This window comes from Mesorhizobium sp. 1M-11 (assembly GCF_001303895.1).
GTDB lineage: Bacteria > Pseudomonadota > Alphaproteobacteria > Rhizobiales > Rhizobiaceae > Mesorhizobium.
This window is the reverse complement of the sequence record NZ_LJSD01000032.1, coordinates 34,237-58,431: the sequence shown is the minus strand read 5'-3', so window position 1 is coordinate 58,431 and position 24,195 is coordinate 34,237. Positions and strand designations below refer to the sequence as shown.

Sequence of the window (24,195 nt, the reverse complement as noted above, 5' to 3'; positions counted from 1 at the left end):
AAGCATGGCCGCCTTTCCTGGCTTTGCTTCTGGCTTACGCCGCCTTTTTCGCTTCCCTCATGTTGGGCAGGAAGATGGTGAGCAGGCCGAGCAGGGGCAGGTACGAACAGATCCGGTAGACGAAGTCGATGCCCTTGGCGTCTGCCACCACGCCGAGGATAGCAGCGGCGATACCACCCATGCCAAAGGCGAAGCCGAAGAAGATGCCGGCGATCATGCCGACCCGGCCTGGCACAAGCTCCTGCGCGAACACCACGATGTTGGAGAAGGCAGACGACAGGATGAGGCCGATCAGGATCGTGAGGATCACCGTCCATTCCAGGTTGGCGTAGGGCAGGATCAGTGTGAACGGCAGCACGCCGACGATCGAGAACCAGATCATCGCCTTCTGGCCATAACGGTCGCCGAACGGCCCGCCAAGCAGGATGCCGAGTGCCGAGGCGCCGAGGAAGGCGAACAAAAGCACCTGCGACATCTGCACGGAAACGCCGAACTTCTCGATGGTGTAGAAGGTGTAGTAGCTCGACAGGCTGGCGATATAGGCGTTCTTGGAGAGCACCAGCACCGTCAGGATGACCAGCGACCAAGCAACCCGGCCGCGCGAGAAGGGCGAGACGTGCACTGCTGCCGGCCGGTTGCCAACTGCCTTGCGGTAGCGGATGTACCAGTTGCCGACCTGCCACAAAACAATGATGCCGATCAGCGAGCCGATCGCGAACCAGGAGATGCTGGTCTGGCCGAAGGGCACGACTATGAAGGCAGCGGCAAGCGGGCCCATGGCCTGGCCGAAATTGCCGCCGACCTGGAACAGCGACTGGGCAAGGCCGTGCTTGCCGCCGGAGGCGAGCCTGGCGATGCGCGAGGATTCCGGATGGAAGATCGATGAACCGATGCCGATCATAGAGGCGCCGAGCAGCAGCAGCCAGTAATGGCCGGCATAGGCAAGGATGATCAGACCGACCAGCGAGGAGGCCATGCCCCAGGGCAGGGAAAACGGCATCGGCCGCTTGTCGGTGATTATGCCCACAACCGGCTGCAGCAGCGAGGCCGTAACCTGGAAGGTAAAGGTCAGCAGGCCGATCTGCCAGAAATCGAGGCTGTAATTGTCCTTAAGGAGCGGATAGATGGCCGAAAGCAGCGACTGCATAATGTCGTTGATGAAATGGCCGAAGCTCACCGCCAGGATGACGGTGAAGGCTGTGGTGGTCGCTGCGGTCGTCGCGCGACCGGCTGTCGCTGCGGTATCGGTCAAGATCATGCTCCTTGCTGTGGCGCGCCGATATTCAAGCGAGCCCGGCCTGCGAATGGCAGCTTTCCGCGTTTTCGCGCACGTATCCAGCGTACGCTCCGCTCGTCGCTTCGCGACTCCGAAAGCCACCACTTTTCGGCGTGCCCTGGCTTGAATCTAGCCGCACCCTTGTTGCGAGCGGCAATGTGCCACCGCGCCGGCGCTTATAATCCTGTTGTGACGCAGCTTCTTTCGTGGTTTGGTCCATTTCTTACGCAAGTGGGCCAAACCCATGCCAACAAGTGTTTCCTATCTCGAAGCGCCGGTCACCGACCTGCATCGCCGCCATCGCGAGCGGCTGGAATGGCTCGACCGCACCAAGGACCTCGTCGTGGCCCTGCCGTCGGAATATCCGGATGGCTATACGGTGCCTGACCATCGCCATAATCGCAGCCAGCTTCTGCACGCCTTGACTGGCGTGGTTCTGGTGAAAACGCATTTCGGCCGCTGGATGGTTCCACCCGATCACGCCATGTGGATCCCGGCCGGCATCAAGCATGCGGTGGAAATGCAGGGCAATGTCTCGATGCGCTCGGTCTATGTCGCGCCCGACTCTGTCGCCGGCCTGCCGACAAACCTGCGCGTCGTCGGCGTCAGCGACCTGATGCGCAGCCTGATCATCGAGGCGGTCACGCTGCCGACCGACGAGCCACCGAGCGAGCGTGCCGCACTTCTGATGGCGCTGCTTCTGCATGAGATTCCGGCCATGGAGGAGCGGCCGCTCGGCCTGCCATTCCCTCATGATCCCCGCATCGCGGCACTGTGCCGGCGCTTCGTCACCGAGCCGTCGCCGCATGCCACCATCGACGATTGGGCAGAGACCGTGGGCATGAGCCGACGCACTTTCACCCGTGTATTCCACCGCGAGACGGGTTTGTCGCTGTCGACCTGGCGCCAGCAGGCACTGCTGCTTGCCGCCTTGCCCCGATTGACTGACGGCGAGCCGGTGACACGCGTGGCGCTCGATCTCGGCTATGACAGCGTTCCGGCCTTCACCACCATGTTCAAGCGCATGCTGGGCACCTCGCCGCGCGCATATCTGAGGGGTGCGCGGGAAGTGGGGTGAGGGCGGCGGCAATCGCCATCAGTTGGCTCAGTGTCTTTGCAGCGGCGTCTGCGCCATCTTGCTGCAATGGTCTGTGCCCTATCCAGCGAGGCAAGGGATGGGTACGAAGACCAAGGATTTTTTTTGAACCTTCGCTCAAATGCTTCACTTGCTTCTGGCTGGTATTTCGAACCAGGCCGTATTCGCCATTGTTGTGATCGCGTTGATCGCCGGCCTGGCGCGTGGCTTCTCAGGCTTTGGCGCCGCGCTCATCTTCGTGCCGCTGGCCAGTTCGGTGATCAGCCCCAAGATCGCGGCGCCGCTGCTGCTGGTGGTCGATGGCGTGATGACCATCGGTTTCGTGCCGGGCGCATGGCGACTGGCGGACAAGACCAATGTCTCCGTCATGGCGCTCGGCGCTGTGGTCGGTGTGCCGCTCGGCACTTATGCGCTCGCGCATCTCGACCCGCTGACGATCCGCTGGTCGATCATCGCCGTCGTCATCGCGCTTCTTCTGCTTCTGATGTCGGGCTGGCGTTATCACGGCCGTCCGAAAGCCTACCTCACTGTCGCAGTCGGGGCGATCTCCGGCATCTTCTCGGGGGCGGCACAGGTCGGCGGACCGCCGGTCGTGGCCTACTGGCTGGGGGGTGGCTTTGCCGGCAACACGGTTCGGGCCAACATCATCCTCTATTTTGCCGTCTCTTCGGCCATCACTGCGGCGAGCTATCTCTGGGGCGGCCTCATAACCACTTCAATCGTGGCGCTGGCCGTTGTGGCTGCACCTGCCTATGGGATGGGGCTGTGGCTCGGCGCGCATATATTCGGCATCGCCAGCGAACAGACCTTTCGCAGGCTGTGCTTCGGACTGATCGCGCTTTCGGCGTTCATCAGCCTGCCGGTGCTGGACGGGATATTGCGGTAAACAGCAGCTTCAAAGTGTCAGAGCGTCCTTTGCGCGTCCGGGTGGACGCGCGCGACGCTCGCCGCCGCCAATGCTCTGCGCAATTCCGATCGCAAAACCGCTACGCACTTTTGCTGGAATTGCTCTAGTCGAACAGGCTGGAGACCGATTCCTCGGTGGCGGTGCGCGAGATCGCCTCGCCCATCAGGTCGCCGATAGAGATGCAGCGGACGTTGGGCGCGTCGATGACCGCCTGGGTCGGCTGGATCGAATCGGTGATGACCAGTTCCTGTAGCTTGGAGCCGGTGATGCGAGCCACCGCGCCGCCCGAAAGTACGCCATGGGTGATGTAGGCGGTGACGCTGGTGGCGCCATTGGCCAGAAGCGCGTCGGCCGCGTTGCATAGCGTGCCGCCGGAATCGACGATGTCATCGATCAGCAGGCAGTCCTTGCCACGAACGTCGCCGATGACGTTCATGACTTCCGATTCGCCCGGCCGCTCGCGGCGCTTGTCGACGATGGCGAGCTGGGCGTCGATGCGCTTGGCAAGAGCGCGCGCGCGCACCACGCCGCCGACGTCGGGCGAGACGACCATGACGTTGCCGAGCTGCTTGTATTTGGCTTTCACGTCGCGCGCCATCACAGGCACGGCAAAGAGGTTGTCGGTCGGGATATCGAAGAAGCCCTGGATCTGGCCGGCATGCAGGTCAAGCGTGAGTACCCTGTTCGCACCGGCGCGGGCGATCATGTTGGCGACCAGCTTGGCCGAGATCGGCGTGCGGCCGGAAGCACGACGGTCCTGGCGGGCATAGCCGAAATAGGGGATGACCGCCGTGATGCGCCGGGCTGACGAGCGCATGAAGGCATCGATCATGATGAGCAGTTCCATCAGGTGATCGTTGGTCGGGAAAGAGGTCGACTGCAGGATGAAGACATCCTCGCCGCGCACGTTTTCCTGGATCTCGACAAAGATCTCCTGGTCGGCGAAGCGCCTGACACTGGCCTTGCCCAACGGGATGTTGAGATAGCGGGCGACCGCTTCGGCCAGCACCCTGTTGGAATTGCCCGCGAAGAGTTTCATGCACCGTACCTGGTGGTGGAGTTTATGGGGCTTTTAACCAGCCGTGCCGGTATTGCAAGCGCCGTATTTACGAATCCGCAGCTGAATCGCAACAAAGGTTTAACGCAGGGGAAGGAGTACCGGGGTGTCAGCCGGCTAGATTCCTGCAGCAATTCCAGCAAAAAGTGCGTAGCGGTTTTGCGTCCGGAATTGCGTCAACAAAAATTTGAGCGTTTCCGAGAAAACGGAAACGCTGCAGGATCAGCCGGCGGTGCGGCCGGCCAGCCAACTGGTCAACTGGGCGATGGTCTGGTCGGCGATCGCTTGCATGGTGGCGGGCGGTACGGCCGCCCAGCCTTCCGCACCGCTGACGACCGGTGCCTTCTGCTGGCCGTTGATGCGGTGCAGGCGGGTGCCGGCCGGGTCGTAGACGTCCCAGACATAGATGACTGTGGTGTCCTTGCCCTCGGAGATCGTGGAGAAATAGCCTTTCAGCACATGGGTGGCGCCTTGGCCGGCGCTGCCGGCAAGTGTGATACCACTTTCCTTGGCCCGCGCGGCGAGGCGTTGGGTGAGCGGCGTGGCGGCCTCTACCGAGGCACCGACGATCGGGGCGATCTGCAGCCGGGTCTGGCCGAGCACGGCAGCCATCTGCGCCGGCGTCGCGGCGGGAGTAGCGCCGGCAGTCGCAGGGGTCGGAGCGCCGGCGATCGGGTTCGCCGGAGCGCCGGGCTGTGCGGTGGTCGTGGCAGCCGTCGAGCCCGGGATGGGTTGCGTCGCTTGTGCGGTGGGGGCCGGCTGCAGGGCGTCATTGGCCCTGTTGCAGGCCGACAGCGCCAGAGCAACAAGCAATGGCGCGATGGTCAGGCACGATCGCCTCATCGACTGACGAACTCCTCGGCGACGAACAAATACCCTTCCCAGTGTCGATTCAGCGCACGATCAAGTCGAGATCATGGCGCGAAAGCGGCTTGGGCTGCGATTCGGTCGTGAGATAGGTGCGGCCGAGCGTCATCGCGGTCTCCGTTTCGGAATCCATGATGATCATGTGCGCAAACAGCGTCATGTTGGGCGCGATCGGCTCGGGATTACCCTGGTAGAACATTGGCATGTCCATCCAGGACGGTGTGAAGCGCGCGCCAACCGAATAGCCGCAAGCGTTGAGTCGGTGACGGGTCAGTCCATGCGTTTCCATGGTGCGTGCATGGGCATCGAAGACATCGCCGAAACTGTTGCCGGGTGTCATGGCTTTCTCGACCGCCAGCAGTGCGGCATGGGAGGCATCAAACAGTTCCTGGTGGCGCTTGGAGACCTTGCCGGTGAGTGCAGTGCGCATCATCGGCGCATGGTAGTGGTGGAAGACGCCGGCCCATTCCAGCGTGAGCTGGTCATTCTTGGTGAGTTTGCGGCGGCCTGCCTTGTAGCGGCAAAGCAGAGCGTCGGGCCCTGAGCCGATGATGAATTCGTTGGCGGGATAGTCGCCGCCGCCGGAGAAGATCGCGCCTTGCATGGCGGCCAGGATCTGCGCCTCGTCGCCACCTTGCTTGATCAGCGGCAAGGCTGCGTCCAGCGCGTCGTCGCTCAATGCGGCAGCCTTTTCAGCCTTGGCGATCTCGGCCGGGCTCTTGAACAGACGCAGCCGGCCGACGATGCCGGAGGCGTCCGCGATCTGGCCGAAGGTCTGCAACTGCTCATCGAGCCGGCGGCCGTTATAGGCGGTCAGGCCGTGGGTGTCGTATTCGACACCGATGCGCGCGCCGAGCAGGTCGAGATCGTTCAAAAGGTTGCGCAGGTCTATTGCCGGATTGGCGTCGGCGCGATCCATCCACACCACGATATTGTCGATGGTCGAGGTGTGGCGGGCCTGCCGCAGGTCGGCTGAGCGGGTGAGCAGGACCATCGAGCCGTCCGCTTTCACCACCAGGCACTGGAAGAAGCAGAAGCCAAAAGTATCGTATCCGGTCAGCCAGTACATGCTTTCCTGGGCGAACAGCAGGATGGCGTCGAGCTTCTTCTCGGCCATCTCGATCATCAGCCGGTCGCGGCGAGCGTCGAATTCGGAACGTTCGAAATGCAGCGCCATCAGCCATTGTCCTCCAGCACGATCGCCGACAGTTGGCGTCCATAGTCCGGTTCGTTGCGGTGGACGGTGCGGCGATAGGAAAAGAAGAGATCCTCTTCCGCATAGGTGCAGCGGTCGAGTGCCTCGGCGGTCACGCCGGCTTGTCTCAGCCGGTCGATCGTATAGCGGTTGAGGTCGAACATCGCGTGACCCGCTTTGCCGGACGGCGCGAAATAGCGCTCGTTGCCGGCATCCGCCTCGACGAAGCGGGAGACGAATTCCGGTCCGACTTCATAATTGCGTGGACTGATCGAAGGGCCGAGCACCGCGACGATGTTTTCGCGCCTTGCACCCAGGCTCTCCATGGCGACGACGGTGTTTTCGAGCACGCCGGTGAAGGCGCCTTTCCAGCCGGCATGGGCGGCGCCGACGACGCGCGCGCCGGAATCGGCAAACAGCACCGGTCCGCAGTCGGCGGTCGTGGCGGCAATGGCGATGCCCGGCCGGTCGGTGACAATGGCGTCGACCTTGGGGCGCTCGCCGTCGAAAGGCTCGCACGCAACGAAGACGTCGGGCGAATGGACCTGGTGGGCGCTGAGCAGATGTGTGGCGGGTACGCCCATCCAGTCGGCGACGCGGCGGCGATTCTCGCGCACCAGTTCAGGAGCGTCCTGAGAGCCGGTGCCGATGTTGAGACCTCGATAGATGCCGTTCGAGACACCGCCGACACGGGTGAAATAGCCGTGGCGGATGCCTTGTCCGGCTGCCTTTTCGAGCATCGGAGACCGGATCGGCTCCGGCTTCGTTTCGTTCAGCATGTCTGTCTTGTCTTTGTCAGTCAGGGTTCGTCAAGGCGCTGCGCCGACGGTTCGAAGCGCGGACAGTGGGGCAGGGCGGGGGCCGAAGTCAATCGCGATTGGAGGCGCGGTTTAGGACAGGTCAACGCAACGCGGCCGCCCAATAGGAGAAATGATCGATCATGAACGGGATTCGCGGTGGATCGTCCACAGCCTCCGCAAGCTCCCACAGACGATGCGCGCCGGTGAGCACCTCGACACGTTCGCGCTCGAGCGCACAGCCGGACAGGATCTCATAGTGGGAGATGATGCGTTCGGTCAGGTCGGTGGAAATAAAGTTCGAATAGATGAAATCCCGGTGCAGCGGGCCGAAGCCGGAATCGGCGAAATCATAGACGCCGCTCAGGCGGCCGGTCTCATGATCGAAGGCCATGTTCCAGCCGTGACCGTCGAAAAAGCCATAGGTCGTGCCGTAAGGGTCCGGTGGCAAGTCGGCCCAGGAAGCGATGATCCGCTCGGCCAGGATTTTCAACTCGCCCGACAGAAGCGGCAGCACCTTGACGCGGACTTCGTCAGGTTTCGACCAGGCTTCCACAGGTTCTGCGCCGGCGGCACGCATCGTATCCATGTCGAGGCCGTGCAGGTCGACGTAGAAACGGGCCAGGCGCAGTGCAAGGTCCTCGCGGGCTTCCGCGGACAGGCGGGTATAGTGAGGCGTCTCCAGATGGCTGCCTTTCAGCTTCTCATGGCGCGAGAAGGCCCGCGAACCATCGATCAGGCGGATATCGGGAACCGGCATGGTGACGGCGGGACGGATTACGTCGAGAAGGCTGATCTCTCGGATTAGCGACTTTTGCGCGATCTCGTTGCGCGGAAACTTGAAGATCAGCCGATCGTCCACGTCCACTGCGATCGAATCCCAGCCCTGGGTCAGCAGCCTGAACCTGGACCCGGCCAGGTCTGGAAAACGGGCGACGATCGTCTCCTTCAATGTGTCGAGTTCGTCATCCTGCATCGTTTCCATCTCATTCCGAACCGCGCTAGAGCATTTCCGTTTTTCATGGAAACGCTCTAGCGCTTTGTTTTTACGCAATTCCTGGCGGAAATCCGTTACACACTTTTCCTGGAATTGCTCTAGCTGACCCGACTGCGGAACACCGGCAGCGCGATGTCCTCGTGGGCGACGGCCAGCACCTTGAAGAGATCGCCCATGGCCTGCGGGCCGGCGAGGCGCTCGACTTCGCCCGACAGGCGCTCGCGCGTGGCATCGTCGGCATCGGCGCCGAGGCGACCGGCGCGTTCGAGCAGACCCATGCCGAGCAGGAACGAGCCTTGTGTCGTGAAGTCGGCACGCAGGCCAGCCATTCGGGCGGAGGTGGCCAGCGCGGAAAAGTCGACATGCGAGGTGAGATCGGCTTCGCCGGGGCTCGCCAGTACGTCCTCGTATTCGTGGCTGCGCAACGCCTGCAGCGTGTCGCCGACACCCGGCTGCAAATGGCCATAGTCGAAGAACAAGCCTGCACCGCCATGCGCCGCGATCTGGTCGGCAATCGTTTGCATCAGCGCCGAACGCGCCGGGGCGATCTCGACGATGGAGCCGTCTGGTACGCTCTCTGCGTCGGGCGGCAGAAGAGAGGGATCGAGCGAAGCCGCTCCGGCGAAAAAGGCAAGTTCGCCGTTTTCATCGAGCCCCACCATGCGTTCGCGCCAGCCGTCGGAGGTTCGCACGAATTGTCGGATCGGAACGGCATCGAACAGTTCGTTTCCAACAATCAGCAGCGGTGCGCCGGGCAGGGAAGCGACTGTTTCATGCCATTCGACACTTGCCGCACTGCCGGCCAGCCCATCCCTTTGTTTCTCGCGCAAGCGCGGGCTGGTCTCGATGAGTGCAATCGAAGCGCCTGCGACAAAAGCCGGATCGAGGCGCTCGAGGGTGCGCAGCATGTCCTTCGTCAACGTGCCGCGGCCCGGTCCGATTTCGGCCAGGGTGACAGGCATCGGTGAGCCGACCGCACGCCAGGCCTCGTAGAGCCAGACCGCTACCAGTTCGCCGAACATCTGGCTGACTTCCGGCGCCGTGATGAAATCGCCGCCGGTGCCAAAGGGCTCGCGCGTCGTGTAATAACCCGCCTTGGGGTCGAACAGGCAAAGCGCCATGTATTCGCTGGTCGGGATGGGCCCGGCTGTCGCGATCAACTCGATGATGCGGCGTTTCAGTTGCGTCATGCCGGCTGTGCGTGGGTGATGGGTCTGGCCGTTGCCATGCACCAGATGCCGATGAGAACCATTGGCGCCGACAGCACCATGCCCATGGTCAGCCAGCCGCCGAAGAGATAGCCGAGCTGCGGGTCGGGTTCGCGGAAGAACTCCACAAAGATGCGCGACAGGCCGTATCCGGCTACGAAGGCGCCTGAGATGAAACGGGGCGTCATCAGCTTCAGCCGCGAATGGGTGAGGAAACGCAGCACCAGGAAAAGCACGAGGCCTTCAAGCAGCGCTTCGTAGATTTGGCTGGGATGGCGTGCAAAGGGGCCGCCATTGGGAAATTCGACCGCCCAAGGCACGGTTGTCAGTCGCCCCCACAGCTCGGAGTTGATGAAGTTGGCAATCCGGCCGAGGCCGAGGCCGACAGGTACGCCCGCGGCCACCACGTCGAACAGCGACCAGGCATGGATGCCACGCGAGCGGGCGAAGAGATACATCGCCAGGATGGTACCGGTGATGCCGCCATGGAAGGACATGCCGCCGTCCTGAAGGTAGAAGATCTCGATCGGATTGTTGAAATAGCGCGGGAAGTTGTAGAAGAGCACGTAACCCAGCCGCCCGCCGGCGACGATGCCGACAGCGGCCCAGACGACGAAATCGTCGATATCGATGGGCTTCATCGGCAGTCTCCCTTCGGGCCACAGCCGGGTGTTGGTGATGAGGCGCTTGGAGTACCACCAGGCGAACAGGATGCCGACGACATAGGCGACGCCGTACCAATGCACTTTCAAGGGGCCGAAGCCGAAGAACGGGCCGATCTGGAAGATGACCGGATCGATGTTCGGGAAGGAAAGGGCAGCCAGCGGCAGCAGGTCGCTCAAGGAAATCTCCCATGCGGGTCGTGTTGGAGCGAAACGCGACGTTGTATCGCTGTTCCGCTCTATCTCTTTGTTTTGCCGCATGATCTTATCCGAAAAGTCTGCAACTTTTCGGGATCATGCTTTGAGGCGCGGACCATGGGGCAGGCTTTTGGCGGGGTCAAGGCAGAGCAACCTTGCATTCTGGCATGGGGCTCATTAGGTCAAATCAGCTAACAGGGGTTTTGCCATGTCGACCGGACCGAACCGCATCCTCGATGAATTCGCCAAGCTGGTGACCGATGCGGCAGGAGCCGCCCAGGGCGTGCGCCGCGAAATGGAAACAGCCTTCCGGGCCCAGGCCGAGCGACTGCTGAACTCCATGGATATCGTGCAGCGCGAGGAATTCGAGGCGGTGCGCGAAATGGCAGCCAAAGCGCGTGAAGAAAACGCCAAACTTGCGGCCCGCATCGAGGCACTTGAAGCACAGTTTGGCGGCTCCGCAGCAGCCAAGAGCGAAAAACCGGCCTCGGCCACCACCGCGAAGCCACGCGCAAAAAAATAAATCGTTAAATCTTTCCACAACCCGCCGTCTGAAAAAGCGCTTTGTCGTGAATCGCTTAACGGCGGCTCGTGACTCTTTGTGACTCCACTTTCCACATGCGAATGGCCCGCCCCAAAAAATTGGGCTGGTCACGCGACTCCCGATCAATAGACTGAATTTGCTGCATGATTCGGAACGGGGTCATGCGCCGGGCGGTGGGGTCCGGTCATGGGGTGTTGCGTCGAGCAGTCCAGGCCGTCCGAGTTCTAGAAAAATTGTTCGTTGTGCGTGCCTCCCCCGCGGAGCGTGCGGTGGCGCTCCCAGAACGACAGGAAGCATTCCATGGAACTTCTCGAACTCGAATTCTCCCGCGAAATCCATCCGGTCGATGTGATCGAGCAGGTGGCGCACAACAATGACTGGTCTTTCGAGCGGGCTGGCGACGACGAAATTTCGATCTCGGTAACCGGAACCTGGACCGATTATCATGTGTCGTTTTCCTGGATGGAGGATTTCGAGGCACTGCATCTGGCCTGCGCCTTCGACATCAAGGTTCCCGAGAATCGCACATTGGAAGTCATGCGTCTGCTGTCGCTGATCAACGAGCAGATGCTGTTCGGCCATTTCGACCTGTGGGAGCAGGAAGGCGCGATCATGTTCCGTCAGTCGCTGCTGCTCGCCGGCGGCGTCGAACCGTCCAGCCAGCAGGTCGAAGTGCTGCTGTCTTCGGCACTGGAAGCGTGCGAATGCTACTTCCAGGCATTTCAGTTCGTCGTCTGGTCCGGCACTTCGGCCAAGGATGCGCTGTCGAGCGTGCTGTTTGAAACCTATGGCAATGCCTGACCAATGCTGTCGAGAAAAATGACTGCCAGTACCGAGCGTAAACCCGACATCACCTTCGCCGACTTCGACCGTGTCGACATCCGTGCCGGCACGATCATCGAGGCTGAGCCTTTTCCGGAAGCCCGCAAGCCCGCGATCAAGCTGAAGATCGACTTTGGCCCCGAGATCGGGGTGAAAAAGTCGTCGGCACAGATCACCAAATATTATACGCCGGAGAGCGTGGTAGGCCGGCAGGTCTTCGCGGTGGTGAATTTTCCGCCACGTCAGATCGGCAAGTTCATGTCTGAAGTCTTGACGCTCGGCTTTCCCGACGGCGACGGCGACGTTGTGCTGGGCGCGATCGAGCGCAAGGTGCCGGACGGTGGTCGCCTCTACTGACCGCTCGCATATTGATCAGGCAGCGAGTTTCTCGTGTCTTCCGAGCGCCTCGTTCACCGTATCCATGAACATGTCGGCGCAGGCCTTCCAGCTGTAGCGCATGGCGCGTTCGCGCGCTTCGGTGCGGCTTAGTGTCAGGGTATCGAGGCAGGCCTGGCGCAGATCCTCGGAGACCTTGCCGCCGATGCCGTCACCGACGATATCGATCGGCCCCGTCACAGGATAGGCAGCGACCGGCGTGCCGCTGGCCAGCGCCTCGATGATGACGTTGCCGAACGTGTCGGTGCGGCTGGGAAACACGAAAACGTCCGCGGAAGCATAGAGTTCGGCGAGTTCGGCGCTCGGGCGGTGGCCGAGGAAATGCACATTGGGATAGCGGGCCGTCAGCTTGGCGCGCTCTGGTCCGTCGCCGACCACGACCTTGCTGCCGGGCAGGTCGAGTTCGAGGAATGCCGGCAGGTTCTTTTCGATGGCGATGCGGCCGACCGACAGGAAGATGGGGCGCGGGTAGGGCAGGTCGCCACGTTTGTCGGGGCGGAAATGTTCGATGTCGACGCCGCGCGTCCAGGGTTTCAGCTTGTTGAAGCCGCGTGAGGCGAGATCGTCGGCCAGGGACTGGGTGGCAACCAGCGTGCCCTGGCCGGAATTGTGGAAGTCGCGCAGCCAGTTGTAGGCCCAGCTTTCCGGCACCGGCAGGCGAGCGCTGAGATATTCCGGAAAACGCGTGTGGTAGCTGGTGGTGAAGGGGCGGCCATGCGCCCGACAATAGCGCCGCGCCATGATACCGAGCGGGCCCTCGGTGACGATATGGATGTGGTCGGCGTTCGAATCCGCGATCAGCCGGGCGACATGGCGGGGCGTGGTCAGCGCCAGCCGGATGTCGGGATAAGTGGGCAGGGGCAAGGTGCGGAAGGTATTTGGCGTGAGGAATTGGGTTTCGACGCCTTGCGTCTTCAAGGTTTCCGATAGTCGTTCCAGCGTATGAACGACGCCGTTGACCTGGGGGCGCCAGGCATCGGTGACCATCAGGATGCGCATGGGACCTCGCCGCGGTGTCGCTGGGGGCTGCTCGAGCGCGTTCGGAAGGGGAGGCTGTTCAGCATCCATTCCTCGCACCAGTCCGGCCTGGCGGGCAGGACGCCGGGGTCCAGGCGCCAGATCGAATCATGGACAATCGCGCGCTTCATGGGCGCTGTTGAGCATGTTTTCATGACGCGGCGATGAATTGGAGCGGGCGGCCGCCTTCAGAGCCCAGGTCACGCACTCGTAAACTGCCGGCGGTAGCTGCAAGGTTCTGGAGCCACTGATGGGCCAGCGTCGCTCAAGCACGTCCGTGCCGTGGTCACCCGCTTCGAAAAGCACGTTGAAAACGACCTTGCCCTCGTCGAACTCGTTTCAGCCAAAATCTGGATGCGCATTATGAGCCGGTGAGCTAGAAGGCCACCTCGGACGCTCGGAGAGGCGTTCAGTCAGGAGCCCGACCGTGATCAAGATGAGCGTCTACTATCCGGCCGATGGCGGCTCGAAGTTCGATCACGACTATTACCGCACCAGGCACATGCCACTGATCCAGGAACGGCTCGGCGATGCCTGCCTCCGCTACGAGATCGACAAGGGCCTTGCGGGTCGCGAACCTGGAAGCGCGCCGGAGTTCGTCGCGGCGTGCCACGTCTACTCGCCAACCCTGGAGACATTCCAGGAGGCGTTAGGTCCCCACCGCGCGGAGATCGCCGCGGACGTCGCCAACTATACGGACATCGCGCCCATCGTGCAGATCAGCGAGATCGTTGGAGGATAAGGGGTTCGGCGCATCAGGCCTAGACGTTGAACTTTCGGGGATCGGCGTCGCGCTGGCGCACCATGATCCATGGTGACGAATGAGTGTTATGAGCCGGTGACCAACACGGCTTTCGCTTTCCTGACGCAAAACCGCAGTTTTTGCTCTAGGAGGGCACTCTGATGATGGCGCGCAAGCCGCCGAGCGGACTGTCTTCGAGTGCGATGTCGCCGCCATGTGTACGGGCGATGTCACGCGCGATGGAGAGGCCGAGACCGGTGCCGCTGGCGTCGAGGTTACGTGCTTCGTCCAGCCGCACAAAGGGTTTGAACACTTCCTCGCGTTTTTCCGGCGGGATGCCAGGACCGTCATCGTCGATCGTCACAACCAGAGCGCCGCGGCTGTTGACGGCCTTGATGTCGACGACCTTGCCATAACGAAAGGCATTGCCGGCGACATTCGACAACAGGCGTTCGAAGGCGTTCGGCCTGACATGCACGAGCCTGGGGCCGCTGATCGTGGCGGTCAGCTTGCGTTTGCGCAACGCAGCCTCGTCACGCAGTTTCTGGAAATAGGCTTCGAGGTCGAAATCTCCCTGGTCCTCGGAAGCTTCACCGCGCGCGAAGGCCAGGTAGCCTTCCAGCATCGACTGCATGTCCTGGATGTCCTGGTTGAGCGCCTCGGTGTCGGTGCGCTTGCCGCCGATCAGCGCCAGTTGCAGTTTGAAGCGGGTGAGAACGGTGCGCAGGTCATGGCTGACGCCGGTCAGCATTGCGGTGCGTTGCTCCATCTGACGTTCGATGCGCTCGCGCATCTGGATGAAGGCAAAGCCGGCGCGCCGCACCTCCTCGGCACCGCGCGGTCGGAAATCGCGCGGCATCGGCCTCCCCTTGCCGAAACTCTCGGCAGCGTCGGTGAGGGCCAGGATCGGCCGGATCTGGTTGCGCAGGAAGGGGATAGCGATCATCAGAAGCACCAACGATGCGCCGACCATCCAGATCAGGAAGACGATGGTGTTGGAGGCATAGGCCTGGCTGCGGCGTACGAAAACCCGCAGCACCTTGTCCTCGAGCTGGATGCGCACCTCGATGACGTTGGAGTTGCCGACCGTATCGATCCAGAACGGCCGATTGATCTGGCGGGTGATCTCCGCCGGCAGCACGTCGTCGAGGATGGAGAAGAAGGGCCGGGGGCCCGGCGGCGGCAGCGGGTCGGGTGGCAAAAGATCGACCTTCAGCTGCATGCGGTCTTGCGCGATGCGGATGATGTTGCCGTAGTCGGCTTCGCGCGGATAAGTCTCGATCAGATCGACGACGGCTGCGATATCGCGGACCACTGCCTGCGAAAGGCGTTGGGTCATCTGCTGCCAGTGCCGTTCGAGGAAGACATAGGCGATGACCGACTGCAAAAGGATCATCGGCGCGATGACGATGATGAGCGAACGGGCATAAAGCCGCTTCGGCATGTAGAAGGAGACCCGGCGCCAGAACCGACGCCAGCCGCGCGGCAACGCGCCCAATGTGCGCGCGATGCGTCCGTCCTGCGGTTGCGGTCCTTGCAATTCCGAAGTCGCCATTCACCTACCGGTTCGCGCGATGCCGCCGCTTGGCGACAGCGCCACAGTCTATTCCACGCTCAACCGATACCCAATACCGCGCACGGTCTGCAGCCAGACGGGATTGGCCGGATCGCGCTCGATCTTGCGGCGCAGACGGTTGATCTGGACGTCGATGGTACGCTCGCCGACCTCCGAATCATCGCCGACCAGTTCGTGGCGCGGAATCGTCTCGCCGGCACGGGCAGCGAAGATCGCCAGGATCTCCTGTTCGCGGTCGGTCAGCTTCAAGGCCTCGCCGCCCTTCTTCAGTTCGCGCTTGGCGATCTGGAACGTGTAGGGGCCAAACACCAGTTGCTCGACCTTCGGCGTGGTGGCCGGGCCGCCGCGGCGCAGGATATTGTTGATGCGCAGGATGAGTTCGCGCGGATCGAACGGTTTCGGCAGGTAGTCGTCGGCACCGGCTTCAAGCCCGCTGATACGGTTGTCGGTTTCCGAGAGCGCCGTCAGCATCAGAATCGGCACATTCTTGTCCGTCCGGAGCGAGCGGGTCAGGTCGACACCGCTTTCGCCAGGCATCATGATGTCGAGCACCAGGAGATCGAAATCGAGGCCGATCAGTTTGCGTCTCGCCTCGTCGGCATTGCCGGCCACAGTGATGCGGAAGCCGTTCTCGGTCAGATATTGTTTGAGCAGGTTGCGGATGCGCGTGTCGTCGTCGACCACCAGGAGGTGCGGCGCATCGTCATTCGGAGCAGGTGGCCTGTCGGTCCTCTCAGTGTTCTCCATGATCGTCCCCTGATCGTTTCTGGGTAGGGTTCGCGGGCAAGATATCAATCTGCGCCCTCAATTCCGGATTGACCATCGCTTTTAGAAACAGCTCAATCGAAGCGCGGTTCCCCAAACCGGAATCTCCCAATGCCGTATGGATGCGGCGTGACTGTGGCCGCGCCAGCGCCAGTGCCAGGGCGCGCCCCTTTTCGGTCGGGTAGAGCTCGCGCTGGCGGCGGTCGCGCGGGCCTGGAAGCTGCACGATATGGTCGGTGTCGATGAGCTGCTTGAGCACACGCGCCAGCGACTGCTTGGTGATCTTGAGCACATCCAGCAGTTCCGCGACGGTGAGGCCCGGCCTGCGGTTGACGAAGTGCAGCACACGGTGATGCGCGCGACCGAAACCATAGTCGGCCAGGATCTCGTCGGGATCGGAGGTGAAGTCGCGGTAGGCGAAGAAGAACAGCTCGATGATGCTGAAATCGATGCCGTCCTGCTCGCCCACCGGCGTTTTGATCGGCGCTCCTCGAGCGGTCTTTCGGTCAGCCATGATGGTCCTGTGTTTAGCCGAAAAATATGTCAGCATTATTGACGTATTTTTCGGGCAGTGGTAATTTTCGATAAGCTTTAGGGCTGATTGCGCACGAAAAGGCAAGGCGGCAGCGCTTTTCCGGAAATTTCATCGATGTGCATCCGACCCTGCGCAAGCATCGCGCAGATTGCCCTCAAGCCGAATCGACAGCAACGCAACGTGACAACGCTGCGCAGGCTCGCCTGCGCTCGGGAGGATTCCATGAAGACTGTTCCCTTCGACGAACTGGATGGTTTCATCTGGATGAATGGTCAGTTCATCAAATGGGCTGATGCGAAAGTTCATGTGCTGACCCACAGTCTGCACTATGGCGGCGCCGTTTTTGAAGGCGAACGCGCTTATGGCGGCGAGATCTTCAAGCTGACTGAACACAGCAAAAGGCTGCATGAATCGGCGCGCATCCTCGGCTACACCATTCCCTATTCGGTGTCCGAGATTGACGAGGCCTGCCGCACCCTCTTGAAGATGCAGGGTTTTCAGGACGCCTATGTGAGGCCGATCGCCTGGCGCGGTAGCGAACAGACTTCGGTTGGTGCGCAGAACAACCGCATTCACTGCGCGGTCGCCATCTGGCAATGGCCGAGCTATTTCGACCCGGAACTGAAAATGAAGGGTTTGAGGCTCGATTGGGCCGAATACCGCCGGCCGGATCCGCGCACGGCTCCGTCGAAATCGAAAGCTTCCGGCCTTTATATGATCTGTACCATGTCGAAGCACGTCGCCGAGGCGAAAGGCTACGCGGATGCGCTGATGCTCGACTGGCGCGGGCAGGTGGCGGAGGCGACCGGCGCGAATGTGTTCTTCGTCAAGGACGGCAAGCTGCACACACCGACAGCCGACTGCTTCCTCGACGGCATAACGAGACGGACTGTGATGGACCTGGCTCGTCAGCGGGGCATCGAGGTTGTCGAACGCGCCATTCTGCCGGAGGAACTGTCGGGCTTTGAAGAATGTTTCCTGACAGGTTCAGCGGCGGAGGTGACGCCGGTTAGCGAGGTTGGTCAACACCGATTCGCTGTCGGTGCCATCAGCAGATCGCTTGTTCAGGCCTATGCGGATGCTGTGCAACCTGCAAAAGCAGTCGCCGCTGCCTAAGAAGTTTGGCAATTTGTGTTCAAAGAGCAGTTATGCGCTACTTTTTTGCTCGCGCTTTTTTCTGCCATTTGACTTTCAACCGATTCGCGGTCTCATTTCGATGTCTGCCTGCGGCGGCAGGCATCCAAGGAGGGACTATAGAATGGAAACACTTCTTCCGATCATCGTCCAGGTGGTCACCGGCATCATCGGCGGTCAGGCGGTGGGTGCGGCGCTGCAGCAGGCTGCAATGTCTCAGCTTCCCAAGATTCTCGGTGGCGCGATCGGCGGCGTCGGTGGCGCAGCCATCCTCGGCAGCCTGCTCGGCGGCGGAGCGGTTGATCCGGCCGCGGCGACGGCCGCCGCGGGCGGCCTGGGCAGTGCGCTCAACCTCAACAACATCGTCGGTGGTGCCGGCGGTGGCGCGATCCTGACCGGCATCATCGGCCTGGTCATGAACGCGATGAAAAAGTAAGCGCAGCTATTTCGAGTTTTAGAAATGGGCGGCTTCGGCCGCCCATTTCATTTGCGGCTTCGAAGCCCCGATTCTTGAATCGACGCATCGTGCTTTCCGAAAATCGATTCCGATTTGCGGAGCGATGCGCTAGAGCAATTCCAGGAAAAAGTGTGTAACGATTTTCTGTCCGGAATTACGTAAAAACAATGAGTTAGAGTGTTTCCGCGTTTCCGTGAAAACGGAAACTCTCTAAGGTGAGGGGAAAGCGATCAAGGAGCCATCATGGGTCAGCTCAATGCCGGTATCGTGCCGGTCACGCCGTTCCAGCAGAACTGCACCATCCTGTTCGATGGCGACAGCAAGGCCGGCGTGGTGGTCGACCCCGGCGGTGATGTCGAGCGTATCCTGGCGGCGGTGCGCGATAATACCATCTCTGTCGAGGCGATCTGGATCACGCATGGCCATATCGACCATGCCGGCGGTGCGATGGATCTCAAGGAAGCTCTCGGCGTCGACATTATCGGTCCGCACGAGGACGACAGGCCGCTGCTCGACAATCTGGAAAACCAGGCCCGCCGTTTCGGAATTACCGACACTATCCGCAATTGCGTCCCGGACCGCTTCTTGACCGAAGGCGAGACCGTGTCGTTCGGCGAACATAGCTTTGAAGTGCTGCATTGCCCCGGGCATGCGCCCGGCCATGTCGTCTATTTCAACCGTGCGGCCCGCTTCGCCCATGTCGGCGACGTGCTTTTCCACGGCTCGATCGGCCGGACCGATCTTCCTGGCGGCAGCCATGAGACGCTGATCCGTATGATCAAGGAAAAGCTGCTGCCGCTCGGGGACGATATCGGCTTTTTGTGCGGGCATGGTCCCGGCAGCCGCTTCGGTGACGAGCGCCGCTCCAATCCATTCCTTGTCTGACGGCCGAGTTCGGATCTTGCCGGCATGAAAAAAGCGCCGCTCGAAGGCGGCGCTTTTTGGTCTAGGCAGGGAACTTGATAACGTTGGTTCAGTTGGCGGTGCAGAAATGCTGCTGCCCGTCGTAGCCCGTAAACGTGCCTGAACGCGCATTGAACGAGCGGTAGCGGTTCGAGCAATAGCTGTACCATTCCGGGCTCCAAGGCTCGACGCTGCCGGCATACGAATAGTACTGCCGCACGACAGGCCGCGGGCGCACGACATAGCGGGGGCGCGGCTCGTAATACGGATCATAGTCGTCGTAGTAGGCCGGCTCGCGATAACGCGGCTGCGACAGGGCGCCTGCGATGAGGGCGCCCGCAGCGAGGCCAACGACACCGGCGGCAAGAGCATCGCCGCCGCGGTGATGGTGACGGCGCCAGCGCCAGTCGTCGGCACTTGCAGGTGAAAAGGTTGCCAGGGTCGTCGCGCCGACGGCGGCAGACAGGATGGCAGCTTTGACAAATCGGTTCATGACGGTCTCCTTCGTTCCGGTTCGCCCGCTTCTTTCGGAGGCGTCGTCCGGTCTTGCAACCACTAATAGGCGGTCGTGGCTGAACGGAGGCTGAACGAAATCGCTGTCGCGAAATCTGTCAAAGACATCCCACCGCGCCATTTTGCGATGGGTAATCGATCGATGTCGTCCGTGACCGATCGGCCCGGCGCATGAGCCCGAAAATCGGAATCGATTTTCGGAAAGGCAGGGCTGCATCCGCAGCCCGTCATGCGCCAACTTAAAGTGCCAGAGCGTCCTTTGCGTGTCCGAAAGGACGTGCGGCGCTCTAGCCGACCGTAAGGTTGACCGCCTTGGGACCCTTGCCGCGCTTGTCCGGCTCGGTATCGAAAGTTACTTTCTGTCCATCCTCAAGACCAGGAAGCCCGGATGCCTGCACGGCGGAAATATGAACGAAAACGTCCTTTGCTCCATCGTCCGGCGTAATGAAGCCGAAGCCCTTGGCGTGATTGAAGAATTTGACAGTGCCGGTCTGCGGCATGGGAAACTCCTTGTGAACCCCATCAGTCCAGTCTCCGGGCTTTTGATGACCCAGAATGGAAATTTGTCGTTTATTTTGGCGGTATCGGCAAGAAAAACTTTTGCCGTTGGTTAGCCGTCAAGCCGCGAATGCTTGAGCTGGCAGACAAAAGGCGCGACGAAGACCGCCGCGCCTTTCTAATCTGTTGCCGCTCGCTGATCGAACGCTGTCCTATGCTGCGTTCAGATTGACTGCCTTCGGTCCCTTGCCCTTGCGATCAGGCTCGACTTCGAAGCTGACCTTCTGTCCATCGACCAGCGTGCGCAGGCCGGAAGCCTCGACTGCGGAGATATGAACGAAAACATCCTTGTCGCCGTTGTCAGGCGTGATGAAGCCGAAGCCTTTGGTGGAGTTGAAGAACTTTACGGTACCGGTCTGGGCCATTGGATTAACTCCCTCACCCGTTCAATGATGGGGTCCGCCCTTCGTCCTGCGCCGATGGGCAGTTCCCGGTGGTTTTTTCGGCGCTCATGCATTCGCGCATGACAAAATCCCCCGCCGAAAAACGGGGCTGTCAGAGATTCACACTATCGGGGAAAGGGTCGTGCAAACGTTCCAGTCTCCGGGTCGCAAATGCCCGAACACAGAATTTATCGCACGGAAATGTGATCGTTGCAAGCTGAAGCAGGTGACTGAACGCCTAGCTTGCGCCCGCACTAGACCCTCGCCAAGGCAGGGTCATCTGCCACAGACCGGGAATGATAGGTGCAGAACCCGCCGGTACGGTTGATTTAGCCGTTCACCACGGCGGAAGGCTGCACTTGCGTTGTTCCCGATGCGGGCTATTCAATCGGGCTGATATGGCTGCCGCGGTCGCGGCGCCGTGTCTCCGGCTTGACCGCCGGTGGGGGTGATGGAGAGAGGCCATGATGTTTCTGAAATTCTTCCTGCGGCCGCAAAGCCTTGCGCTTGCGGTTCTGACGATTGTGCTGGCGGCATGCACCGTCGTCGTGGACGAGGGGCCGGGACCACGCCCGCCTTATCCTGGTCCAGGGCCGCAATTCTGTACGCGCGAATACGAACCCGTCTGCGCGCGGCGCGGCGGCGACAGGCAAACCTTCGCCAATGCGTGCATGGCGCGGCGGTCCGGCTATCGCGTCATCGGCGACGGTCAGTGCCGTGGTGGTGGCTGGAACGATGGCGGCGACCGCCCGCAGTTCTGCACGCGGGAATATGCTCCCGTCTGCGCACGCCGGCGCGGACAGCTGCAGACCTTCCCGAACAGCTGCGAAGCGCGCGCCGCCGGCTGGCGCGTCGTCGACGGAGGCCCATGTTGATTACCGCTTCCAGGCGCCGCTATCCGCGGCGCCTGGAAGGTTGGTTCGGACACGCCATGCTTGAAACCGCCAGCCGGATGGCCTAGGTCGCATCAGGCTCAGACGAACATGGCAGGTGTCCCATCAACCGGGCATTGAGAAGGCGCGAAGGCGCAAAGAGTGGCACCGGAGGCTCCGGGCAACCGCCGCGTGGCGGTGATCTGGATCGCGCGGTTGCCCAGGCATTGCAATTGCATCAGACGGGGCGGCTGCCGGAAGCGGAAAGCCTCTATCGGCAGGTTCTCGCGGCCAAGGCCAGCCATCCCGCCGCAGCGCATTTCCTCGGCCTTCTGCTGCACCAGACCGGCCGCAGTGCCGAAGGACTGCTCCTCATCGAGCAGTCGCTGCGGGCCGAGCCGAGGAACCCGGATTTCCTCAACAACTACGGTACGGTGCTGCGCGATGCCGGCCGGGCTGTCGCCGCGGCCGATCAGTTTCGCAAGGCTGTCGCCGCGAAGGCTGATCACGCCGCTGCACGCGAAAATCTCGGCTCGACGTTGCGGCAGGTCGGTCATTTCGATGCCGCCGAGGAAGTCTTCCGCGCCACGATCGGCCGCAATCCCTTCCACATGCGCGCAAGGGCGGGGCTTGCCGAGACGCAGCAGGAGGCTGGCAGGCTGGACGATGCGTTGGCTACGTTCCGCGAAGCGCTGACAATCCGTCCGAAGGATGCCGACCTCAATCACGGCTACGGCGTCGGGTTGATGGAGAAGGGCCGTCTGGCCGAAGCGGCCGAGCATTTCCGCACCGCGCTGGCCGCAGAGCCCGCCCAGGCGAAGTCCTGGCTGATGCTGTCCCAGGTCAAGCCGCAGCGCGAGCGCGACGGCGAGTTGACCGCCATGGAAACTCAACACGCCAAGGCGCCGGCAGACAGCCTGGCGCGCATGCAGCTTTCCTTTGGTCTGGGCAAGGCACACGACGATCTCAAGATCTACGACAGGGCGTTCGACTATTTCGCCGAGGGCAATGCCATCCGCCGCCAGGGCATCTCCTACGATGCCGCCAGGACACGCGCCGAATTCGAGGCGATGAAGGCGACCTTCACCAGGGAGTTCTTCGAAAAACACAGGCCGAGCGCGATCGAGGACGACGCGCCGATCTTCGTCGTGGGCATGCCGCGTTCGGGCACGACGCTGGTCGAGCAGATCATCGCCAGCCATCCCCAGGTGTTCGGCGCCGGCGAGCTGACGATCCTCAAGACCGCCGTGGGCAAGGGGTTCCCGCTCGATATGAAAGGCGGCTTCCCTGCCGGTATCGCCGATATGCCGGACAAGGCCTTCGCCGATGCCGGGCACGATTATCTCGACATGCTGCATGCCCGCTATCCCGGCTTGAAGCATGTAACCGACAAGATGCCGGGTAACTTCCTCCTGGTGGGCTTCCTGCACCTGATGCTGCCCAAGGCTAAGATCGTGCATTGCAGCCGCAATGCGGTGGCAACCTGCCTGTCGATTTTCAAGTCGCATTTCCGCGGTGACGGCCATCTCTACGGCTATGACCTTGCCGAGCTGGCCGATTTCCACAATCTCTACACGGATATGATGGCGCACTGGCATGCCGTGCTGCCTGGCGTCGTACACGATGTGCGCTACGAGGATTTCGTGACCGATCAGGAAGGCCAGAGCCGCGCATTGATCGACTATCTCGGCCTGCCTTGGAGCGATGCGGTGCTGTCGTTCCATGAGAACGAACGGCAGGTGCGCACGGCTTCGGCCGCGCAGGTGCGCCAGCCGATGTACAAGGGGTCTGTCGATCTCTGGAAACGTTATGGCGACCGGCTCAATCCGCTGATCGAACGGTTGAAGTAGCAGTCGTCAGGAACAAACCGCCGGATCGTCCGACCCGGCGGTTGGAAGCCAGCCTTTGGTGGAAGGTCGGCCTCTGGCTACTTGATAGGGGCGTTCATCGCCCAGTTGACACCGAACGGATCGCGCAGGCTGCCCCAACGGTCGCCCCAGAACATCTCCTGCAGCGGGCTTTCGATTTCGCAGCCGGCATCGACCGCGCGCTTCCACCAACTGTCGATAGTGTTGGCCTGCAGGATGAGCTGCATCGTGTAGCCTTGCGCCGGCCTGTGTGGCTGACCGTGCTCAGGATAAGCATCGCACAGCATCAGCGAGGAACCGTTGATATAGAGATGGATGTGCATGGTGCGGCCCTGCTCGTCCGGCGGATAGGAGAAGACTTCCTCGGCGCCGAAGGCACGCTTGTAGAATTCGGCGGCCTTTACGGCACCGTCCACCTGCAGATAGGCGATCAGGCCGCCGAGAACCTGCGGGCGTGGATATTCGGTCTGTGTGGTCGTGTCGTTCATGGGGCTCTCCTCTCGTTTTGTGGATTCAGCTTATGAGCTCAGCGAATTGGCCCGGGTGATGGGACCGAACGGCCGGTTTGCCCATCCATCGATGGGCTCAGGCCAGCCAATGTCCTTGCGCAGTTCGATCGGCAATGAACGAAGCACACGCTCGGTGCGAGCGCGGGTTCGTGCCGCCGAGTATTCGGTCGCGATGCGACCAATGGATGACAGGATCGACATGGTGCATTCTCCCCTTTGTTGGCGGCGACATCTTGTGCCGACACTCAAGGAACGAATGACGAGACTGCTTCCCGACAAGGGGTCTATTTTTTTTGTCAGAGCAATTCCAGGAAAAGTGCGAAGCGGTTTTCCGTCCGGAA

28 protein-coding genes are annotated in these 24,195 nt (G+C 61.6%); 11 read left to right on the top strand and 17 right to left on the bottom strand.

The window, feature by feature from the left end; genetic code table 11:
* Positions 1 to 34: 34 nt before the first annotated feature.
* Positions 35 to 1,258, bottom strand: a complete 1,224-nt coding sequence (locus AO692_RS13480) for an MFS transporter (protein ID WP_152979829.1) — start codon at positions 1,256 to 1,258, stop codon at positions 35 to 37.
* A gap of 262 nt (positions 1,259 to 1,520) precedes the next feature.
* Here AO692_RS13480 and AO692_RS13475 point away from each other — a divergent pair, with 262 nt between their 5' ends.
* Both AO692_RS13475 and AO692_RS13470 read left to right on the top strand, forming a co-directional pair.
* Positions 1,521 to 2,354, top strand: a complete 834-nt coding sequence (locus tag AO692_RS13475; protein WP_054310560.1) for a helix-turn-helix transcriptional regulator — start codon at positions 1,521 to 1,523, stop codon at positions 2,352 to 2,354.
* A gap of 139 nt (positions 2,355 to 2,493) precedes the next feature.
* Positions 2,494 to 3,258, top strand: coding sequence for a sulfite exporter TauE/SafE family protein (locus AO692_RS13470; RefSeq protein WP_054310559.1), 765 nt, complete (start codon positions 2,494 to 2,496; stop codon positions 3,256 to 3,258).
* Positions 3,259 to 3,382: 124 nt separating this feature from the next.
* On the opposite strand, the gene AO692_RS13465 is transcribed toward AO692_RS13470, so the two are convergent.
* From AO692_RS13465 to lgt, 7 genes are all read right to left on the bottom strand, one after another.
* Positions 3,383 to 4,318, bottom strand: coding sequence for a ribose-phosphate pyrophosphokinase (locus AO692_RS13465; RefSeq protein ID WP_054310558.1), 936 nt, complete (start codon positions 4,316 to 4,318; stop codon positions 3,383 to 3,385).
* A gap of 240 nt (positions 4,319 to 4,558) precedes the next feature.
* Positions 4,559 to 5,179: a hypothetical protein gene (locus AO692_RS13460; protein WP_054310557.1), complete on the bottom strand. Its 621-nt coding sequence runs from the start codon at positions 5,177 to 5,179 to the stop codon at positions 4,559 to 4,561.
* A gap of 49 nt (positions 5,180 to 5,228) precedes the next feature.
* On the bottom strand, positions 5,229 to 6,380 hold the full coding sequence (locus AO692_RS13455) for a Xaa-Pro peptidase family protein (protein WP_054310556.1): 1,152 nt from the start codon (positions 6,378 to 6,380) through the stop codon (positions 5,229 to 5,231).
* Positions 6,380 to 7,177 carry a peptidoglycan editing factor PgeF gene (pgeF, locus tag AO692_RS13450; protein WP_054310555.1) on the bottom strand — a complete coding sequence of 266 codons (798 nt, stop codon included), beginning with the start codon at positions 7,175 to 7,177 and terminating at the stop codon, positions 6,380 to 6,382. The genes AO692_RS13455 and pgeF overlap by 1 nt, the downstream gene beginning before the upstream one ends.
* 121 nt (positions 7,178 to 7,298) lie before the next feature.
* Complete coding sequence (locus AO692_RS13445; protein ID WP_054310617.1) at positions 7,299 to 8,171, bottom strand: aminoglycoside phosphotransferase family protein; 873 nt, start codon at positions 8,169 to 8,171, stop codon at positions 7,299 to 7,301.
* Between the two features lie 119 nt (positions 8,172 to 8,290).
* Positions 8,291 to 9,382, bottom strand: coding sequence for a class I SAM-dependent methyltransferase (locus AO692_RS13440; protein ID WP_054310554.1), 1,092 nt, complete (start codon positions 9,380 to 9,382; stop codon positions 8,291 to 8,293).
* On the bottom strand, positions 9,379 to 10,248 hold the full coding sequence (gene lgt / locus AO692_RS13435) for a prolipoprotein diacylglyceryl transferase (protein WP_200911732.1): 870 nt from the start codon (positions 10,246 to 10,248) through the stop codon (positions 9,379 to 9,381). Before lgt ends, AO692_RS13440 begins: the two co-directional genes overlap by 4 nt.
* 220 nt (positions 10,249 to 10,468) lie before the next feature.
* Here lgt and AO692_RS13430 point away from each other — a divergent pair, with 220 nt between their 5' ends.
* The 3 genes from AO692_RS13430 (at position 10,469) to AO692_RS13420 (ending at position 11,983) form a co-directional block, all read left to right on the top strand.
* On the top strand, positions 10,469 to 10,783 hold the full coding sequence (locus AO692_RS13430) for an accessory factor UbiK family protein (protein WP_054310553.1): 315 nt from the start codon (positions 10,469 to 10,471) through the stop codon (positions 10,781 to 10,783).
* A 321-nt stretch (positions 10,784 to 11,104) separates the two neighbouring features.
* On the top strand, positions 11,105 to 11,605 hold the full coding sequence (locus AO692_RS13425) for a YbjN domain-containing protein (RefSeq protein WP_054310552.1): 501 nt from the start codon (positions 11,105 to 11,107) through the stop codon (positions 11,603 to 11,605).
* 18 nt (positions 11,606 to 11,623) lie between these two features.
* On the top strand, positions 11,624 to 11,983 hold the full coding sequence (locus tag AO692_RS13420) for a tRNA-binding protein (RefSeq protein WP_054310615.1): 360 nt from the start codon (positions 11,624 to 11,626) through the stop codon (positions 11,981 to 11,983).
* Between the two features lie 15 nt (positions 11,984 to 11,998).
* On the opposite strand, the gene AO692_RS13415 is transcribed toward AO692_RS13420, so the two are convergent.
* Positions 11,999 to 13,021: a glycosyltransferase family 1 protein gene (locus AO692_RS13415; protein WP_054310551.1), complete on the bottom strand. Its 1,023-nt coding sequence runs from the start codon at positions 13,019 to 13,021 to the stop codon at positions 11,999 to 12,001.
* A gap of 445 nt (positions 13,022 to 13,466) precedes the next feature.
* Here AO692_RS13415 and AO692_RS13410 point away from each other — a divergent pair, with 445 nt between their 5' ends.
* Complete coding sequence (locus AO692_RS13410; RefSeq protein ID WP_054310550.1) at positions 13,467 to 13,781, top strand: EthD family reductase; 315 nt, start codon at positions 13,467 to 13,469, stop codon at positions 13,779 to 13,781.
* A 145-nt stretch (positions 13,782 to 13,926) separates the two neighbouring features.
* Here the strand turns inward: AO692_RS13410 and AO692_RS13405 are convergent, their stop codons facing one another.
* From AO692_RS13405 to AO692_RS13395, 3 genes are read right to left on the bottom strand one after another with little or no spacing between them, the layout of a single operon-like run.
* Positions 13,927 to 15,336, bottom strand: a complete 1,410-nt coding sequence (locus AO692_RS13405) for an ATP-binding protein (RefSeq protein WP_082407362.1) — start codon at positions 15,334 to 15,336, stop codon at positions 13,927 to 13,929.
* A gap of 48 nt (positions 15,337 to 15,384) precedes the next feature.
* On the bottom strand, positions 15,385 to 16,104 hold the full coding sequence (locus tag AO692_RS13400) for a response regulator transcription factor (RefSeq protein ID WP_054310549.1): 720 nt from the start codon (positions 16,102 to 16,104) through the stop codon (positions 15,385 to 15,387).
* The gene (locus AO692_RS13395) at positions 16,091 to 16,636 is read right to left on the bottom strand and encodes a MarR family transcriptional regulator (protein ID WP_054310613.1); all 546 of its coding nucleotides are present in this window, start codon (positions 16,634 to 16,636) and stop codon (positions 16,091 to 16,093) included. The genes AO692_RS13400 and AO692_RS13395 overlap by 14 nt, the downstream gene beginning before the upstream one ends.
* Before the next feature lie 243 nt (positions 16,637 to 16,879).
* On the opposite strand from AO692_RS13395, the gene AO692_RS13390 reads away from it, so the two are divergent.
* The 3 genes from AO692_RS13390 (at position 16,880) to AO692_RS13380 (ending at position 19,133) form a co-directional block, all read left to right on the top strand.
* On the top strand, positions 16,880 to 17,773 hold the full coding sequence (locus tag AO692_RS13390; protein WP_054310612.1) for a branched-chain amino acid aminotransferase: 894 nt from the start codon (positions 16,880 to 16,882) through the stop codon (positions 17,771 to 17,773).
* Positions 17,774 to 17,915: 142 nt separating this feature from the next.
* Positions 17,916 to 18,227: a hypothetical protein gene (locus tag AO692_RS13385; RefSeq protein ID WP_054310548.1), complete on the top strand. Its 312-nt coding sequence runs from the start codon at positions 17,916 to 17,918 to the stop codon at positions 18,225 to 18,227.
* A gap of 264 nt (positions 18,228 to 18,491) precedes the next feature.
* Positions 18,492 to 19,133 carry an MBL fold metallo-hydrolase gene (locus AO692_RS13380; RefSeq protein ID WP_054310547.1) on the top strand — a complete coding sequence of 214 codons (642 nt, stop codon included), beginning with the start codon at positions 18,492 to 18,494 and terminating at the stop codon, positions 19,131 to 19,133.
* A gap of 88 nt (positions 19,134 to 19,221) precedes the next feature.
* Here the strand turns inward: AO692_RS13380 and AO692_RS13375 are convergent, their stop codons facing one another.
* The 3 genes from AO692_RS13375 to AO692_RS13365 form a co-directional block, all read right to left on the bottom strand.
* Positions 19,222 to 19,644, bottom strand: a complete 423-nt coding sequence (locus tag AO692_RS13375; RefSeq protein WP_054310546.1) for a BA14K family protein — start codon at positions 19,642 to 19,644, stop codon at positions 19,222 to 19,224.
* Positions 19,645 to 19,951: 307 nt separating this feature from the next.
* The gene (locus tag AO692_RS13370) at positions 19,952 to 20,164 is read right to left on the bottom strand and encodes a cold-shock protein (protein WP_024925394.1); all 213 of its coding nucleotides are present in this window, start codon (positions 20,162 to 20,164) and stop codon (positions 19,952 to 19,954) included.
* A gap of 210 nt (positions 20,165 to 20,374) precedes the next feature.
* Positions 20,375 to 20,587 (bottom strand): cold-shock protein, encoded by a 213-nt coding sequence (locus tag AO692_RS13365; RefSeq protein ID WP_054310545.1) that lies wholly within the window; start codon positions 20,585 to 20,587, stop codon positions 20,375 to 20,377.
* 482 nt (positions 20,588 to 21,069) lie between these two features.
* On the opposite strand from AO692_RS13365, the gene AO692_RS13360 reads away from it, so the two are divergent.
* Positions 21,070 to 21,480: a Kazal-type serine protease inhibitor domain-containing protein gene (locus AO692_RS13360; protein WP_054310544.1), complete on the top strand. Its 411-nt coding sequence runs from the start codon at positions 21,070 to 21,072 to the stop codon at positions 21,478 to 21,480.
* 134 nt (positions 21,481 to 21,614) lie between these two features.
* Complete coding sequence (locus AO692_RS13355; RefSeq protein WP_082407361.1) at positions 21,615 to 23,327, top strand: tetratricopeptide repeat-containing sulfotransferase family protein; 1,713 nt, start codon at positions 21,615 to 21,617, stop codon at positions 23,325 to 23,327.
* 77 nt (positions 23,328 to 23,404) lie between these two features.
* Here the strand turns inward: AO692_RS13355 and AO692_RS13350 are convergent, their stop codons facing one another.
* Together AO692_RS13350 and AO692_RS13345 are read right to left on the bottom strand one after the other, a co-directional pair.
* Complete coding sequence (locus AO692_RS13350) at positions 23,405 to 23,833, bottom strand: VOC family protein (protein ID WP_054310543.1); 429 nt, start codon at positions 23,831 to 23,833, stop codon at positions 23,405 to 23,407.
* 30 nt (positions 23,834 to 23,863) lie between these two features.
* Positions 23,864 to 24,055, bottom strand: a complete 192-nt coding sequence (locus AO692_RS13345) for a hypothetical protein (protein WP_054310542.1) — start codon at positions 24,053 to 24,055, stop codon at positions 23,864 to 23,866.
* Between the last annotated feature and the right edge of the window lie 140 nt (positions 24,056 to 24,195).

Excerpts from the sequence above, each read along its gene's own strand:
- AO692_RS13440 (WP_054310554.1), bottom strand. The coding sequence starts at position 9,382 with ATGACGCAACTGAAACGCCGCATCATCGAGTTGATCGCGACAGCCGGG.
- AO692_RS13430 (WP_054310553.1), top strand. The coding sequence starts at position 10,469 with ATGTCGACCGGACCGAACCGCATCCTCGATGAATTCGCCAAGCTGGTG.
- AO692_RS13455 (WP_054310556.1), bottom strand. The coding sequence starts at position 6,380 with ATGGCGCTGCATTTCGAACGTTCCGAATTCGACGCTCGCCGCGACCGG.
- AO692_RS13460 (WP_054310557.1), bottom strand. The coding sequence starts at position 5,179 with ATGAGGCGATCGTGCCTGACCATCGCGCCATTGCTTGTTGCTCTGGCG.
- AO692_RS13360 (WP_054310544.1), top strand. The coding sequence starts at position 21,070 with ATGATGTTTCTGAAATTCTTCCTGCGGCCGCAAAGCCTTGCGCTTGCG.
- AO692_RS13350 (WP_054310543.1), bottom strand. The coding sequence starts at position 23,833 with ATGAACGACACGACCACACAGACCGAATATCCACGCCCGCAGGTTCTC.
- AO692_RS13420 (WP_054310615.1), top strand. The coding sequence starts at position 11,624 with ATGACTGCCAGTACCGAGCGTAAACCCGACATCACCTTCGCCGACTTC.
- AO692_RS13380 (WP_054310547.1), top strand. The coding sequence starts at position 18,492 with ATGGGTCAGCTCAATGCCGGTATCGTGCCGGTCACGCCGTTCCAGCAG.
- AO692_RS13445 (WP_054310617.1), bottom strand. The coding sequence starts at position 8,171 with ATGCAGGATGACGAACTCGACACATTGAAGGAGACGATCGTCGCCCGT.
- AO692_RS13405 (WP_082407362.1), bottom strand. The coding sequence starts at position 15,336 with ATGGCGACTTCGGAATTGCAAGGACCGCAACCGCAGGACGGACGCATC.
- AO692_RS13400 (WP_054310549.1), bottom strand. The coding sequence starts at position 16,104 with ATGGAGAACACTGAGAGGACCGACAGGCCACCTGCTCCGAATGACGAT.
- AO692_RS13345 (WP_054310542.1), bottom strand. The coding sequence starts at position 24,055 with ATGTCGATCCTGTCATCCATTGGTCGCATCGCGACCGAATACTCGGCG.
- AO692_RS13375 (WP_054310546.1), bottom strand. The coding sequence starts at position 19,644 with ATGAACCGATTTGTCAAAGCTGCCATCCTGTCTGCCGCCGTCGGCGCG.
- AO692_RS13425 (WP_054310552.1), top strand. The coding sequence starts at position 11,105 with ATGGAACTTCTCGAACTCGAATTCTCCCGCGAAATCCATCCGGTCGAT.
- AO692_RS13470 (WP_054310559.1), top strand. The coding sequence starts at position 2,494 with ATGCTTCACTTGCTTCTGGCTGGTATTTCGAACCAGGCCGTATTCGCC.
- AO692_RS13385 (WP_054310548.1), top strand. The coding sequence starts at position 17,916 with ATGGAAACACTTCTTCCGATCATCGTCCAGGTGGTCACCGGCATCATC.
- pgeF (WP_054310555.1), bottom strand. The coding sequence starts at position 7,177 with ATGCTGAACGAAACGAAGCCGGAGCCGATCCGGTCTCCGATGCTCGAA.
- AO692_RS13395 (WP_054310613.1), bottom strand. The coding sequence starts at position 16,636 with ATGGCTGACCGAAAGACCGCTCGAGGAGCGCCGATCAAAACGCCGGTG.
- AO692_RS13475 (WP_054310560.1), top strand. The coding sequence starts at position 1,521 with ATGCCAACAAGTGTTTCCTATCTCGAAGCGCCGGTCACCGACCTGCAT.
- AO692_RS13465 (WP_054310558.1), bottom strand. The coding sequence starts at position 4,318 with ATGAAACTCTTCGCGGGCAATTCCAACAGGGTGCTGGCCGAAGCGGTC.
- AO692_RS13365 (WP_054310545.1), bottom strand. The coding sequence starts at position 20,587 with ATGGCCCAGACCGGTACCGTAAAGTTCTTCAACTCCACCAAAGGCTTC.
- AO692_RS13480 (WP_152979829.1), bottom strand. The coding sequence starts at position 1,258 with ATGATCTTGACCGATACCGCAGCGACAGCCGGTCGCGCGACGACCGCA.
- AO692_RS13415 (WP_054310551.1), bottom strand. The coding sequence starts at position 13,021 with ATGCGCATCCTGATGGTCACCGATGCCTGGCGCCCCCAGGTCAACGGC.
- AO692_RS13370 (WP_024925394.1), bottom strand. The coding sequence starts at position 20,164 with ATGCCGCAGACCGGCACTGTCAAATTCTTCAATCACGCCAAGGGCTTC.
- AO692_RS13390 (WP_054310612.1), top strand. The coding sequence starts at position 16,880 with ATGAAGACTGTTCCCTTCGACGAACTGGATGGTTTCATCTGGATGAAT.